12 protein-coding genes are annotated in these 14,602 nt (G+C 61.7%); 5 read left to right on the top strand and 7 right to left on the bottom strand.

Annotated features, from left to right (window positions below):
* Positions 1 to 42 precede the first annotated feature (42 nt).
* Both MF6394_RS10985 and rlmKL read right to left on the bottom strand, forming a co-directional pair.
* Positions 43 to 2,454, bottom strand: coding sequence for a sensor domain-containing diguanylate cyclase (locus MF6394_RS10985; RefSeq protein WP_078466677.1), 2,412 nt, complete (start codon positions 2,452 to 2,454; stop codon positions 43 to 45).
* Positions 2,455 to 2,707: 253 nt separating this feature from the next.
* Positions 2,708 to 4,972 (bottom strand): bifunctional 23S rRNA (guanine(2069)-N(7))-methyltransferase RlmK/23S rRNA (guanine(2445)-N(2))-methyltransferase RlmL, encoded by a 2,265-nt coding sequence (gene rlmKL / locus MF6394_RS10975; protein ID WP_034128371.1) that lies wholly within the window; start codon positions 4,970 to 4,972, stop codon positions 2,708 to 2,710.
* Between the two features lie 532 nt (positions 4,973 to 5,504).
* Here rlmKL and rmf point away from each other — a divergent pair.
* Positions 5,505 to 5,720, top strand: coding sequence for a ribosome modulation factor (gene rmf / locus MF6394_RS10970; protein WP_002553055.1), 216 nt, complete (start codon positions 5,505 to 5,507; stop codon positions 5,718 to 5,720).
* A gap of 121 nt (positions 5,721 to 5,841) precedes the next feature.
* Here rmf and MF6394_RS10965 read toward each other — a convergent pair whose 3' ends face one another.
* The 5 genes from MF6394_RS10965 to MF6394_RS10940 all read right to left on the bottom strand — a co-directional run bounded on the left by MF6394_RS10965 (position 5,842) and on the right by MF6394_RS10940 (position 9,455).
* Complete coding sequence (locus tag MF6394_RS10965; RefSeq protein ID WP_069557139.1) at positions 5,842 to 6,861, bottom strand: quinone-dependent dihydroorotate dehydrogenase; 1,020 nt, start codon at positions 6,859 to 6,861, stop codon at positions 5,842 to 5,844.
* A gap of 85 nt (positions 6,862 to 6,946) precedes the next feature.
* Positions 6,947 to 7,414, bottom strand: a complete 468-nt coding sequence (locus MF6394_RS10960) for a transglycosylase SLT domain-containing protein (RefSeq protein WP_044275092.1) — start codon at positions 7,412 to 7,414, stop codon at positions 6,947 to 6,949.
* A complete protein-coding gene (locus tag MF6394_RS10955; protein WP_044275094.1) occupies positions 7,401 to 7,790 on the bottom strand; it encodes a winged helix-turn-helix domain-containing protein in 390 nt (129 codons plus the stop codon). Before MF6394_RS10955 ends, MF6394_RS10960 begins: the two co-directional genes overlap by 14 nt.
* Before the next feature lie 702 nt (positions 7,791 to 8,492).
* On the bottom strand, positions 8,493 to 8,708 hold the full coding sequence (locus MF6394_RS10945; RefSeq protein WP_003193267.1) for a FliM/FliN family flagellar motor switch protein: 216 nt from the start codon (positions 8,706 to 8,708) through the stop codon (positions 8,493 to 8,495).
* 15 nt (positions 8,709 to 8,723) lie between these two features.
* Positions 8,724 to 9,455: a secretin N-terminal domain-containing protein gene (locus MF6394_RS10940; RefSeq protein WP_078466674.1), complete on the bottom strand. Its 732-nt coding sequence runs from the start codon at positions 9,453 to 9,455 to the stop codon at positions 8,724 to 8,726.
* A 246-nt stretch (positions 9,456 to 9,701) separates the two neighbouring features.
* Between MF6394_RS10940 and MF6394_RS10935 the strand changes: the two genes are divergently transcribed.
* From MF6394_RS10935 to MF6394_RS10920, 4 genes are all read left to right on the top strand, one after another.
* Positions 9,702 to 10,901 carry a CmpA/NrtA family ABC transporter substrate-binding protein gene (locus tag MF6394_RS10935; RefSeq protein ID WP_078466673.1) on the top strand — a complete coding sequence of 400 codons (1,200 nt, stop codon included), beginning with the start codon at positions 9,702 to 9,704 and terminating at the stop codon, positions 10,899 to 10,901.
* A 13-nt stretch (positions 10,902 to 10,914) separates the two neighbouring features.
* Positions 10,915 to 11,490 carry an ANTAR domain-containing response regulator gene (locus tag MF6394_RS10930; protein ID WP_034136176.1) on the top strand — a complete coding sequence of 192 codons (576 nt, stop codon included), beginning with the start codon at positions 10,915 to 10,917 and terminating at the stop codon, positions 11,488 to 11,490.
* 147 nt (positions 11,491 to 11,637) lie between these two features.
* Positions 11,638 to 12,849, top strand: coding sequence for a nitrate/nitrite transporter (locus MF6394_RS10925; RefSeq protein WP_003193275.1), 1,212 nt, complete (start codon positions 11,638 to 11,640; stop codon positions 12,847 to 12,849).
* The gene (locus tag MF6394_RS10920) at positions 12,849 to 14,516 is read left to right on the top strand and encodes a bifunctional protein-serine/threonine kinase/phosphatase (protein ID WP_078466672.1); all 1,668 of its coding nucleotides are present in this window, start codon (positions 12,849 to 12,851) and stop codon (positions 14,514 to 14,516) included. The genes MF6394_RS10925 and MF6394_RS10920 overlap by 1 nt, the downstream gene beginning before the upstream one ends.
* Positions 14,517 to 14,602 lie beyond the last annotated feature (86 nt).

The following is a 14,602-nucleotide window of genomic DNA, read 5'->3' as shown; positions in this document are numbered from 1 at the left end:
AAACGTCAACGATAGCGTGTGCTTACTGAATAAACGCGGCGTCTATGGTTTTTTCGCGAGCAAGCTCGCTCCTACAGGCATAAGGGCTTCCTCGACCCGATCCCTGCCCGCCTGCTTGGCCACGTACACCGCCGAATCCGCGCGCAGCAGCAACCCATCGATACCTTCATCGACTCGCCAACTGGCCACGCCAAAACTGGCGGTAACCACCCCCACCGGTTCCATCGCCGCATCGCGCAGCGACTGCCACAACTGCATCGCCAGGCTGTAGGCCTGGGCGCCATCGGTGTTGGGGCACAGCACCACAAACTCTTCCCCGCCGATCCGGCAAAATACATCGGTGCGGCGCAAGCGTTGGCCGATACGCTTGCACAACTCCTGCAGCACGCCGTCGCCCACGGCATGGCCGTGCTGATCGTTGATGCGCTTGAAGTGGTCGATATCGAGCATGATCAACGACAGCGCGCCAGACATACGGTTGAGCCGGAGCATTTCGCCCTTGAGGCGATCCTGGAAATAGCGGCGGTTATAGATCCCTGTCAGAGAGTCGGTGATGGACAGCGCACGCAGTTCTTCCTCGACCCGTTTGAGATCCGAAATATCCGAGACATAACCGTGCCAAAGCGTACCGCCTCCCGGCAACTCTTCCGGCGTCGCTTCGCCGCGAATCCAGCGCAGGCCTCGTTGGGGTAATTGCACGCGGTACTCTTCACGCCAATGGCTCAGTTGCAACGCAGAAAGGCGTATCGACGCACGCACGCGCTCCAGGTCCAAAGGATGAATGCGCTCCAGGACCGTGCTCCCATCCTGCTGCAGCACGCCCAACTCGATTTCATAGATATCGCGCATGCCTTCGCTGGCATAGATGAAACGCCAGGTGTCCTGGGGTTCCAGGGTGAACTGGAAGATCCCACCCGGCACATGGGCGCTGAGTTTTTTCAGCAGGCGGTCGCGTACGGCAAGGGCCTCATAGGCGCGCTTTTGCTCGGTGACATCCAGGTAAATCGCCAGGTGCCCGACCCACAGGCCATGGTCATCCAAGAGCACGGTCGGCAACATGTTGACCGTCAGTTGGCTGCCGTCCTTGCGCACCAGCGTCCACTCACGTCCTTCATGTTGACTGTCCGGGCTCTCCACCAGCATCGCCTGGCTCGCGGGGATGCGCTTGCCCAGCGCCCTGCTCAACGGCTCAGCGCGGGCGTCGAGTTCCATGGCTACGTGCAGACGGTCCAAGGTCATATGCCCCAGCACCTCCTCGGCCGTAAAGCCCAGCATCTGCTCGGCACCGGCATTGAAGGTGTTGATCACGCCGCGCAGGTCCGTGGCAATGATCGCCACTTGAGTCGCCGCATTCAGCACACTGCGCAGTTGCCCATGGGCGCCACGCAACTCCTGCTCACGGGCACGCAATTGCACGGTGCGTTGCTCCACCAGTTTCAGTGCGCGCTGGCGCTGGCTCACCAGCATGTAAAGCAGCGCACTGAGCAAGGCGCTGAGCAACACGCCCATCGCCAGAATGGCGTGCATCGAGGAATGGTTGGCCCTGTCGAACACTTCGCTGGCGCTCAGGCTCAGGGCGTAGACATGGTCGCCCAGGGTGAGGCGGCGCGCAGCCGTCAAGCCACTGCTGCCCAAGGCGTTGCTGGAGGCATACAACACCCGTTGCTGGGTGTCGGAAGTGTCTACGATCTGCATCACCAGGTTGTCCCGGTTGGGCCTGGGCAACCCCTCGGCTACCAGCTGACGCATGCTGATCACCGCCATCACATAGCCGTAGGGCTCGACACCTGCGAGCTTGCTCACGGGCGCCACCAACAACACGCCTGCCGCATAAGCGGGTTCCACCCCCACCAGTTGCATGGGTTGCGACACCGCCAACTGGCCGCTTTGTTGCGCACGCTCCAGGGCTGAGCGACGCAGGGGTTGGGCCAGCAGATCAAAGCCCAGCGGCGAGCCCAGCAGACTTTGTGTCTGGCTGTACAGCACCGGTACGTATTCATCGCGTTCGGCCGCTGGCGCCAACTCACCTGCAGTATTCAGTTCGCGGATACTGAAAGGAATGCCGCGCTGGCGAGAAATGTCCTGCTCAAACAGGCTGCGCTGCGTGCGAAATATCCGTGGAGCCCAGGCATAAGCACGGGCATGCAACAACAGCGGTTTGGCGAAACCGTCGAACTCGGCGCGAGACACCTCGCCGGAATTGACGAAAAAGCGCTGCAAGCTGCCCAGGCGTTGCTCCTGGTCTTCGAAACGTTCCTGAATGCGGGTGTAGCGCTCGTTGACCAGCAACTGGAACCGCTGGCGCACCTGTTGCTGATATAAGTCGGATGCCGCCCACGCGACAACCACCGTCAGCGCGCTACCGATTAATAACACCACCAATGCCACCAGCCAAGCCGATGCCTGCTCACTGATAAAACCAAGGATTTTCGGGCGAACGACTTGCATCGGCATAGGCAACACTCACAGCGCCAGTGTGCGGGGGTGTCACTTTGGCTAGGGCTTAAGTTATAGCCATCGGTCAGGGGTTTGACCAGTGCAAAACCGTCAACAGGCTTATTGGGGCGAGGGAGCAAGCTCTCTCGCCACAGAGGCTTACCGTAGGAGCGAGCTTGCTCGCGAAAAACTCACAGGCACCGCGTTCATCCAGGATATCCGCGTTACCGTTGACGATCTTCGCGAGCAAGCTCGCTCCTACAGGGGAAAATCAGCGTGCGGTGATTTTCCAGGCGCGGTGGATCTTGGCATTGCGCGCAAAATCCGGGTCGATGGTCTTGTCGCTGATTTCCTCGACCGCATAGCGTTCGCTGAGGTTGTCTTCCAGCTGGAACTTGCGGAAGTTGTTGGAGAAGTACAACACGCCACCCGGCGCCAGGCGCGCCATGGCCAGGTCGAGCAACTGCACATGGTCACGCTGCACGTCGAAGATGCCTTCCATGCGCTTGGAGTTGGAGAAGGTCGGCGGGTCGATGAAGATCATGTCGAATTCATCGCGGCTCGCTTCCAGCCACGCCATCACGTCACCCTGTTCCAGGCGGTTCTTGTCGGAAAAGCCGTTGAGGGAGAAGTTGCGACGCGCCCAGTCCAGGTAGGTCTTGGACAGGTCGACGCTGGTGGTGCTGCGCGCGCCGCCCTTGGCAGCATGCACACTGGCGGTGGCGGTGTAGCAATACAGATTGAGGAAACGCTTGCCCGCCGCTTCCTTCTGAATGCGCATGCGCATCGGGCGATGGTCGAGGAACAGGCCGGTGTCCAGGTAATCGGTGAGGTTGACCAGCAACTTCACACCGCCTTCGCTGACCTCGGTGAATTTACCTTGGGCGCTCTGACGCTCGTATTGCTTGGTGCCGCTCTGACGCTCACGACGCTTGACCACCACACGGCTCTTGTCGACGTTCAATGCCTGGGGAATGGCCGCCAGGGCATCGAACATGCGGGCCGAGGCTTTTTCAGGGTCGATGGATTTAGGCGCGGCGTATTCCTGCACGTGCACCCAATCGTGGTACAGGTCGATGGCCATGGAGTACTCAGGCATGTCGGCGTCATACACACGGTAGCAATCCACGCCTTCGCGCTTGGCCCATTTGCCCAACAGCTTGAGGTTCTTCTGCAGGCGGTTGGCAAACATCTGCCCGCCTTCGCTCAAGCGCGCCTGCTCCACCACGGGGGCCGGGGCGGGTTTGATCGGGTTGCCGTTCTTGTTGTACTGACGCTCTGCCGGCTCGCTCGGGGCCTGGTCGTAAGCCGCTTGCTCACGTTCGGCCTGGCGCTGCTCAGGGGTGCGGCGCTCGCCAGTGACGAACTGATCCGGGTTAACCTTGATCAGCAGCAACTTGCACGGCAATGCGCCGTTCCAGAACGAATACTGTTTGTGGCTACGGATCCCCATGCGCTTGCCCAGGTCTGGCGCGCCGGTAAACACCGCCGCCTCCCAGCCCATGCAGGCCTGGCGCAGACGCTCGCCGAGGTTCTGGTAGAGGTACAACAGGCTGGCTTCATCACCCAGGCGCTCGCCGTAAGGCGGGTTGCAGATGACCAGGCCTTTCTGGTTCTGGTCCGGGCGCGGCTCGAACGTGCCGACTTCGCCCTGGTACACCTTGATCCAATGACTCAGCCCGGCGCGCTCGATGTTATTGCGCGCAGGCTGGATCAGGCGTGGGTCGGCTTCATAGCCACGTACCCACAACGGCGGCTTGTTCATGCCGATGGCGGCACGCTCAGTGGCTTCTGCGTGCAGTTTTTTCCACAGCGCCGGGACGTGGCCCAGCCAGGTAGTGAACCCCCAGAGTTCACGGTTGAGGTTGGGGGCCATGTCGGCGGCAATCATCGCGCCCTCGACCAGAAAGGTACCCACACCGCACATCGGGTCTGTGAGTGCGCCGCCTTCGGCTGCAATACGCGGCCAACCGGCGCGGATCAGGATCGCCGCCGCCAGGTTTTCCTTCAGGGGTGCCGCGCCCTGCTGCAGGCGGTAGCCGCGCTGGTGCAGGCTGTGGCCGGAAAGGTCCAGGGACAGGATGGCTTCGCCACGGTCCAGGCGCAGGTGAATGCGCAGGTCAGGGTTGATCTTGTCGATGGACGGACGTTCGCCGGTCGGGGTGCGCAGTTTGTCGACGATCGCATCCTTGACCTTCAGCGCGCCGAAGTGGGTGTTGTCGATGCCCGAGCCATGGCCGCTGAACTCCACCGCGAGGGTACCGTCGGGGACCATGTGGTCAGCCCATTCGATGTCCAGCACGCCGTGGTAAAGATCCTCGGCGTCCTTCATAGGGAAGCGCTTGAGGACCAGCAACACACGGTTGGCCAGGCGCGACCAGAGGCACAAGCGGTAGGCGGTTTCCATGTCGGCCATGCCGCGCACGGCCGAGGTGTGCTCGCGGGCTTCCTCAAGGCCAAGCCCGACGGCTTCCTCGATCAGCAGGCCTTCGAGGCCCTTGGGGCAGGTGAGGAAGAGTTCAAAACGGTCCGACATGGGGCATTCCAGGCTTTTCAGCAATAAGTGAACAGGCGACGCATCGCCGGTTCGGTTTTCAATCAAGCACTTTTCTCGAAGAGTGCTCGCGTGGCACGAATGTGCCGTTCCACCCCGTCTGGCGGGCTCTTGAGCCTTTATTGGCGAGGCAGAAGAAGAATGTTGCGCAACAAAAAGAAATATTCCGACCCTTCGTCGAATAATAACCGACTGCAACAGGCGGGCATTCTCACTAAGGAATTAAACCTTTCCTCTTTGCAGGGCACATCATAGCTGGCTTTGCCCTATAAAAGGGGCGAATAACCAGCGCAGCTTATGGCTATAGCATCGTTATCGTTACGTGCTTATGACAAAACGATCATTGAATACATGTGACCTATTGGTTAGAACTCAACACAGGTTGGCGCCGTAACGGTGCCAACACATCGGCTCGCCACGCCGGCAGCGAGCCCACCAACGGCAGAAAAACTCTGCCCGGCCTTGGACAAGGCCGAAGGATATCTAGACAGTCAACAAGTGAGGGAAACACCCTATGAGAAGACTTAAGCGTGATCCGTTGGAAAGAGCATTTTTACGCGGATATCAATATGGCGTTCATGGAAAATCCCGTGAGCTTTGCCCATTTACTCTACCGTCGGTACGCCAAGCCTGGATCAACGGCTGGCGAGAAGGACGCGGCGACAACTGGGACGGTATGACTGGCACTGCGGGCATCCACAGACTCAACGAACTTCACGCCGTCGGCTAATCAGGGGATTTAATTGCGACACACACATCTTTGAATCTGTAACGACTTAACCACGCGCGCCCCATCCGGGCGGCGGGCTTCGGCCCAGGGGCTCCTTTACGGAGCCCTTTTTATTGCCTGCTCAGCGCAAGGCAGCGATGGCGTCCACCGACTGGCGAATCAGCGCCGGCCCCTTGTAGATAAAGCCGGAGTACAACTGCACCAGGCTGGCGCCGGCCGCGATCTTCTCAGCCGCGTGTTTGCCTTCGGTGATACCGCCCACCGCGATGATCGGCAAACGCCCGGCCAACTCGGCTGCCAGCACCTTGACGATATGGGTGCTCTTGTCACGCACCGGCGCGCCCGACAGGCCGCCCGCCTCGTCACCATGGGCCAGACCTTCGACGCCCACGCGGCTGAGGGTGGTGTTGGTCGCAATCACCGCATCCATCCCTGAATCCACCAGGGCCTGGGCCACCAGTATGGTTTCTTCATCGCTCATGTCCGGCGCTATCTTGATAGCCAGCGGCACACGCTTGCCATGACGCACGGCCAAGTCTTCCTGGCGCTGGCGCAAGGCTTCGAGCAGTTGCTTGAGGGAATCACCAAATTGCAGGCTGCGCAGGCCCGGGGTGTTGGGCGAGCTGACGTTGACGGTGACATAGCTGGCGTGGGCGTAGACCTTGTCCAGGCAAATCAGGTAGTCATCCACCGCACGCTCCACCGGCGTGTCGAAGTTCTTGCCGATGTTGATACCGAGGATGCCGGTGTACTTCGCCGCCTGAACCCGCGACAGCAGATGGTCGACCCCGAGGTTGTTAAAGCCCATGCGATTGATGATCGCCTCCGCTTCCGGCAGGCGGAAAATGCGCGGCTTGGGGTTGCCCGGTTGCGGCCGCGGCGTCACGGTGCCGATTTCGACAAAGCCGAAACCCAACTGCGCAAACCCGTCGATGGCCGCGCCGTTCTTGTCCAGGCCGGCTGCCAGCCCGACCGGGTTGGGGAAGTTCAGCCCCATCACCGACACCGGCACTTTCGCCGGTGCCTTGCATACCAGGCCATTGAGCCCCAGGCGGCCACCGGCACCGATCAGGTCCAGGGACAGATCGTGGGAGGTTTCCGGGGAGAGTTTGAACAACAGCTGGCGGGCCAGGGTATACATGGGCGGGCTAGACTCGGATGGCGACAAAAGGTGGCGGTGATTATAGCCAGGGTGGCGGCCTGCATGCGAGGCGTGCCACCTGATCTCATTGACGTTGCGCCGTCAACGCCTCATAACGCACCCAGATCCTTTCGGCGTAGCGCAGACGCAATGCCTCACGCTGTGGCCCGGGCCCCGGCCCCACGTTGTAAGCTCCCACCGCCGTCCAGTTGTAGCCAAACCGCTGGATGAATTCGGCAAGAATCGAGGCGCCTACTTCCACCGACAGGCAAGGCTCGCTCAACAGCCGTTCTTCGGTAATGCCCTGCTTGAGCAAGCGCGGCAAGTGGATGCTGTTGATTTGCATCAAGCCGATATCCCGCGTGCCATTGCGGTTGGTGTAGTTCATCGCTTGGGCCCGGTAACCCGATTCGACCGAGGCGATAGCTTGCAGCAACTCCGGCTCAAGGTCGTAGCGGCTGGCCGCCTCTTCCCAGCAAAAGGCCCAGGCCTGGCTGCTGCCCATCAATACCCCGAGCATCAGGCCTTTGCCCCATGCCTTAACCCTGGACATTGCTGGCCTGACCACAGACGGCGCACACGTGTGCCACTGCCCTGGGTTGATCACCTGTGCGCACCGGGCAGGTAAAGCGATAGCCCTTGCCATAAATCGTCTTGATAAAGCCTTTGTCGGCCCTCAAGTGCTTGCGCAGGGAATAGATACACCGCGTGAGTGACTCTTCGGCCACTTCACCCCGAGGCCAGGCCAGCTCCAGCAAACGGTCCTTGGTCATCAGCGCGCCACCGGAGGCCAGCAGCAACCGCAGCACGTGCCCCTCCTTGGGAGGCAACTGAATATCCGCCTCCACGCCCGTCAACCGGCCGTCGCCATGCAAGGTCCAACGCGCGAAAACCAGGGACGTCGTCGTTTCATCCGTCACGACGGCCATACGCACCTCTGTAGTCGACTACTGACATTCAAATCCTTACTGTGTGACCAGCTCATCTGCCATTGGCACGACTATAAAAAAACGGCTCGAAGACCCGCGTTAGGAAAAAACCCATTCATTCGCCTTTTTTTGGCCACTGCCGGTCAGACAATTCGCTAACGCACCCTTATCGCGGCATAGGTATCTACACAACTTTGGTGCGACGCTGGACCTGCGGCGAGAGAGCTTGCTCCCGTGACGACCGGATAGCCGACGCTGTTCTAACTGACGCCCCGCGATCCAAATGTGGGAGCTGGCTTGCCTGCGATAGCGACCTGACAGTCGACACAGTTGGATTGTGTACATATCCATTCCTGCGGTAACGGCCACTTAGGGTTCCGCCCTGACGGCGGCTCACTTTTGAAAAGCGCAAAAGTAAGCAAAACGCTCTTGCCCCACCACTCGGCACCTCGCCTAGGCTCGGTGTGCCCGTAATCCGCCAGTGATTTGGGGGGCCGCCGCCACGCGCCATCCATGGCGCGGGGCGGCTAAACCGGCATCCCTGCCGGTTTACCCCCCAAATCCCTGTCGAATTCCGGCCAGCGTGGTTTAACGGGGCGCCTAAGATCAAAAGCAGATCAAGAGCAAGATCAAGAGCGACTCGCTTCGCATCGTGGTTACCGTCTGCTGTTACAACCCACAAAGTTGTGTAGATACCTATGCTTATCGCGGCAACCACTCCTGAAACGTCTCCTGCAATTCAACCCCTAGCCGATCCTCCAACTGCACCAACTCTCCCACTGCCATCAGTTGTCCATTGACCCGCACCTCCACACAGCGGGTGACGCCTGGGTCCAAGGGCAGCACCTTCCCCGGTGCGAATGCGGCCAAACGCTTGCGGCTGATCAGTTGCTCCTGCAGCAATATTTCCAGGTGCATGGACAAACGCCTTTTTTAGGGGGAAAACTCAGGGTCCGCTCCCAGGAACGCACGTCGCACACGCTCGTGTTGCGCGGCGCTCAACTGAGGTGGGCCAATCCAGGGCAGTACGTCGCCATCTACGCCAGCCTGCCCTGGCGAGGCGTCATCCAGCGGCTGGGCGACATCCAGCTCGGCCACCAGTTTTTCGATAACCTTCACCTGGGCGGGTGGGCCCTTGACCAACAGACTGTTGGTATCCGGATAGGCCATCACCGCAAGGCGGCCATCGGCCAGTTGATCCTTCTGCGCCTGGGATAGCCGAGCTTCGAGCATGGAGGCCATGCCCGGTACCTGGACCTTGTTGGCGCCCGCGCCTTGCAGGTGATCGTCCACGAGGACATTGATCACTTTCACCACGCCGAACACCGGGGCGCGCTCTGGCACCTTGCGAGGGGGTCGGTCCATCCGTTGGGCGAGACGCAACACCTGGTCGACATAGCTGGAAGGGCCGGTTACATAGAACGTACGCCCGCCGTGTTCACGCAGTGGGTAACGCGGCTCTTCCAGCCCTGCACGGCGCATGATGCCGCGCAGCCTACTGACGGAAATATGCCGCAGCACCACCGCCGAGCTTCTCGTGTCGTCGAAAGCGTAGAGCTGCAACACCTCGCCACAGGCCGTGCGACTGCCCAGCAACAGCGCGGCGCACAGCAGCGCGCTGAACAGCCAGCGGCAATTGAGGGTTGCGAGTAAATCAGCGTGCACCGTGGGTATACCTGGCGGTCTGGCCTGAAGAAGCGGCCATACTGCGAGGCGCACGAGGTTCAATCATGATCGAAAGCTGACGGCCAGTTGCACCGCCCCACCCATGGCATGTGCCTTGCTTTGCACTCTGTATCAGGCTCGCACCAACGGCGGCACGGGCCTACGGACAAAGGCGTCGTTCCCCTGCAATGGCCTATACGCCAACCTGGGAAACGGCGCTTTTTTTTCAGAAAAAGGCAGGTATTGATGAACGATCCGCTGGCTTGGGTAAACGGCAGCGATGCCCCGGAAAAGAGCAGCCTGGACCTGGGGTTCATGGCCCTGACCGATTGCGCCTCGCTGGTGGTCGCCGCCACCCAGGGCTTCGCCCAACCCTACGGCCTCACCCTCAACCTCAAGCGCCAGGCGTCCTGGGCCAACCTGCGCGACAAGCTGGTCAGCGGTGAACTGGACGCCGCCCACAGTCTCTACGGGCTGATCTATGCCGTACACCTGGGCATCGGCGGCGTCGCCCCCAGCCCCATGGCGGTGCTGATGGGGCTGAACCAGAATGGCCAGGGCATCAACCTGTCCCATGGCCTACAACAGCAAGGGGTGATCACTCCTGAAGCATTGAAACGCCACGTGCACCAAAGCCGGACAAAACTGACCTTCGCCCAGACGTTTCCCACCGGCACCCACGCCATGTGGTTGTATTACTGGCTGGCGAGCCAAGGCATTCATCCCTTGCAGGATGTGAACAGCGTAGTAGTGCCGCCGCCGCAAATGGTGGCGCACCTGCAAGCCGGCCGCATCGACGGCCTTTGCGTGGGTGAACCCTGGTGCGCCAGCGCAGTGCAACAGAACCAGGGCTTTACCCTGGCGACCAGCCAGGCGATCTGGCCGGACCATCCGGAAAAAGTCCTGGGCTGCACCCAAGCCTTCGTTGACGCCTACCCCAATACCGCACGCGTGCTGGTCATGGCGATCCTGGAGGCCAGCCGGTTTATCGAGCAGAGCCTTGAAAACCGCCGCTCTACCGCCCAGTTGCTCAGTGCCCCTGAATACCTCGATGCGCCTGTGGCTTGCATCGAACCACGCCTGCTGGGGCACTATGACGACGGCCTGGGCAACCAGTGGCAGGATCCCCATGCACTGCGCTTTTTCGCCGACGGCGAGGTGAACCTGCCTTACCTCAGCGATGGCATGTGGTTCATGACCCAGTTCCGGCGCTGGGGCTTGCTGCGTGAAGACCCGGACTACCTGGGCGTCGCCCGGCCGGTGCAGCAACTGGCGCTGTACCGCCAGGCGGCCGAGGCGCTGGGCATGGCCGCAGGCAACTCGGACATGCGCCGCAGCCAATTTCTCGACGGCAAGACCTGGGACGGCAGCGACCCCGCCGGCTATGCGCGCAGCTTCCAGCTGCATGCCCTGGCCGGTGACGCCAACCGCCAAGCGCTGCGCTGACAGGAGCCTGACGATGCTGCGAATCCTGTTGATCAACGACACCCCGCGCAAGGTCGGACGCCTCAAGGCCGCATTGACCGAGGCCGGCTTTGAGGTGATCGATGAGTCCGGCTTGACCATCGACCTGCCCGCACGCGTCGAAACAGTGCGCCCGGATGTGATCCTGATCGATACCGAGTCACCTGGGCGCGATGTGATGGAGCAAGTGGTGCTGGTCAGCCGCGATCAGCCCCGGCCCATCGTGATGTTCACCGACGAGCACGACCCGACTGTGATGCGCCAGGCCATCAAGTCCGGCGTCAGTGCCTATATCGTCGAAGGCATCCAGGCCCAGCGCCTGCAACCGATCCTCGATGTGGCCATGGCGCGCTTCGAGAGTGACCAGGCCCTGCGCGCCCAGCTGCATGCACGCGACCAGCAACTGGCCGAACGCAAGCGCATCGAATTGGCCAAGGGCCTGTTGATGAAGATGAAGAGCTGTAACGAAGAAGAGGCCTACACCCTGATGCGCCGCCAGGCCATGAGCCGTCAACAGAAACTGATCCAGGTGGCAGAGCAGATTATTGCCATGAGCGAGTTGCTCGGCTGATGTGGCTCAGCTCTTGCTAAAGAATTATCACAGGTAGCCAACGGCGGTTGCCCCCTCCACGACAAAGACGTCGCCCACCCGGTTTGCCCTCGCGAACCCGGTGGCGGCGTTTTTTCGTTTCTAGACCCCCAACCGTTGAGGTGCGTGATGAAATCAAGCTTCTGGAAATCCGGGCACACCCCGACCCTGTTTGCCGCGTTCCTGTATTTCGACCTGAGCTTCATGGTCTGGTACCTGTTGGGCCCCCTGGCGGTGCAGATTGCCGCTGACTTGCACCTGACCACCCAACAACGTGGCCTGGTGGTGGCCACACCGATCCTGGCGGGCGCGGTGCTGCGCTTCTTGATGGGGATGCTGGCCGACAAGCTGTCGCCCAAGACCGCCGGGCTGATTGGCCAGGTAATTGTGATCGTGGCACTGTTCTGCGCCTGGAAACTGGGGATCCACAGCTACGAACAAGCGTTGCTGCTGGGCATGTTCCTGGGCATGGCCGGCGCGTCCTTTGCGGTCGCCCTGCCCTTGGCGTCCCAGTGGTACCCGGCGGAGCACCAGGGCAAAGCCATGGGCATCGCCGGCGCCGGCAACTCCGGTACCGTGTTTGCCGCGCTACTGGCGCCCGTGCTGGCTGCCGCGTTTGGTTGGAGCAACGTGTTCGGTTTTGCGCTGATCCCACTGGTGCTGACCCTGATCGTGTTCGCCTGGCTGGCGCGCAACGCGCCTCAGCGGCCAAAAGCCAAAGCCATGGCCGACTACTTCAAGGCCCTGGGCGACCGTGACAGCTGGTGGTTCATGTTCTTCTACAGCGTGACCTTCGGCGGGTTTATCGGCCTGGCCAGCGCCCTGCCCGGCTACTTCAACGACCAGTACGGCCTGAGCCCGGTGACCGCCGGCTACTACACCGCCGCCTGTGTGTTCGGCGGCAGCCTGATGCGCCCCTTGGGCGGCGCCCTGGCAGACCGGTTCGGCGGGATCAAGACTCTGCTCGGCATGTACAGCGTGGCGGTGATCTGCATTGCGGCAGTGGGGTTCAATCTGCCCAGTTCCTACGCGGCGCTGGCGCTTTTCGTCTGCACCATGCTCGGCCTGGGCGCCGGCAATGGCGCGGTATTCCAGCTGGTGCCGCAGCGTTTTCGCAGTGAGATCGGCGTCATGACCGGCCTGATCGGCATGGCCGGTGGCATTGGTGGCTTCGCCCTCGCGGCGGGCATGGGCGCTATCAAGCAGAGCACCGGCAGCTATCAACTGGCCCTGTGGTTGTTCGCCAGCCTCGGTGTGCTGGCCTGGTTCGGCCTGCATGGGGTGAAACGGCGCTGGAGAACCACCTGGGGTTCGGCCGCCGTGACCGCCGCCCGCGTCTGATGAGCCTACGACTGAGCGTCGCCCAGGCCAGTGCCATCGGCCCGCGCAGCGAGAACCAGGATGCCCTGCGGGTGGTCACGCCCATGGCGGAACTGGCCGCCAGCAAAGGCTACCTGTGCGCACTGGCCGATGGCGTCAGCCAATGCGCCGACGGTGGCCTGGCCGCACGCTCGACCGTGCAGGCCCTGGCCCTGGACTACTACGCCACGCCACAGACCTGGAGCGTGGCCCAGGCGCTGGAGCGTCTGTTACTGGCGCAGAATCGCTGGTTGCAAGCCAACGGCGGCGGGCAACCGTTGCTCACCACCCTCAGCGCCCTGGTGTTTCGCGGCCAACGTTTCACCCTGGCCCATGTCGGTGATTGCCGGGCGTATCGTTGGCTTGACGGCGAGTTGCAACACATCAGCGAAGACCATGTGTGGGAACAGCCGGGCATGCAGCATGTGCTCAAGCGCGCCCTCGGCCTGGATCAGCACCTGGTGCTGGACTTCCTTGATGGCCAACTGCGCGAGGGCGAAAGTTTCCTGCTGCTCAGCGATGGGGTGTGGGCCACGCTGGGCGATCACAGCATCGGCGCGATCCTGCGCGAGCAAAGCGACCTCGACCTGGCCGTCAACACCCTGGTCAACGCCGCCCACCTGGCGGGTAGCCAAGACAACGCCAGCGCCTTGCTGGTGCGCATCGATCAACTCGGCGCCGCCACCCTCGGCGACGCCCTGGTGCAGTTGCAGCAATGGCCACTGCCGCCACCGCTGAAAGTCGGGCAAACCTTTGAAGGCTGGGAGGTGCAAAGCGTGCTGGCGCAGAGTCGCCAGTCATTGCTGTACCGCGTGCACGACGCCCAGGGGCAACCCTGGCTGCTCAAGACCTTGCCGTTGCGTTGCGAGGATACCGATGCGGCCCAGGCCTTGTTATCGGAGGAATGGTTTCTGCGCCGGGTCGCCGGCCGCGCCTTTCCCGAAGTGCATGCCGCCAGCGGTCGTCAGCATTTGTACTACGTGATGCGCGAATACGCCGGACAAACCCTGGCCCAACTGTTCCAACAACAGGGCCCGCTGCCACTGGCGCAATGGCAGTCGGTTGCCGAACGCTTGCTGCGCGCCGTGGGCCTGCTGCATCGCCGGCAGATCCTGCACCGCGACATCAAGCCGGAAAACCTGCTGCTGGGAGAAGATGGCGAACTGCGGGTGCTGGACTTCGGCCTGGCCTATTGCCCCGGGCTCTCCGAAGACCGTGCCCACCTGCTGCCCGGCACCCCGAGTTTTATCGCGCCCGAGGCGTTCGCTGGCGAGCAGCCTACGGCGCAACAGGATTTGTATAGCGTCGGCGTGACCTTGTATTACCTGCTGACCGGGCATTACCCCTACGGTGAAATCGAGGCCTTCCAACGGCCCAGGTTTAACCAGCCCGTCAGCGCCAGCCGTTATCGCCCCGACTTGCCGGAGTGGTTGCCACACAGCCTGGAACGGGCGGTGACCGCAGCCCCGGCCCAACGTTATGAAACCGCCGAAGAATGGCTGTTGGTGCTGGAGCAGGCCGACCGCCGCGAATTGAGCCTACGCCCACGGCCTTTGCTCGAACGCGAACCCTTGAAGGTCTGGCAAACCCTGGCGGTGGCTTCGCTGCTGCTCAATCTGGTGCTGCTGTACTGGCTGCTGCACCACTAACGGGCAGAATCCGCCGGTTCTGCGTGTAAACGCCCAGTAAAACTGGGGCTATAGGGACTTGGCACAGCTGCTGCATTAGCTTTCCC

The organism is Pseudomonas sp. MF6394 (assembly GCF_002018845.1).
In the GTDB taxonomy this organism is placed as follows: domain Bacteria; phylum Pseudomonadota; class Gammaproteobacteria; order Pseudomonadales; family Pseudomonadaceae; genus Aquipseudomonas; species Aquipseudomonas lactis.
Note: the sequence above shows the minus strand (reverse complement) of the source record. Positions and strands in the feature narration are given on the sequence as shown.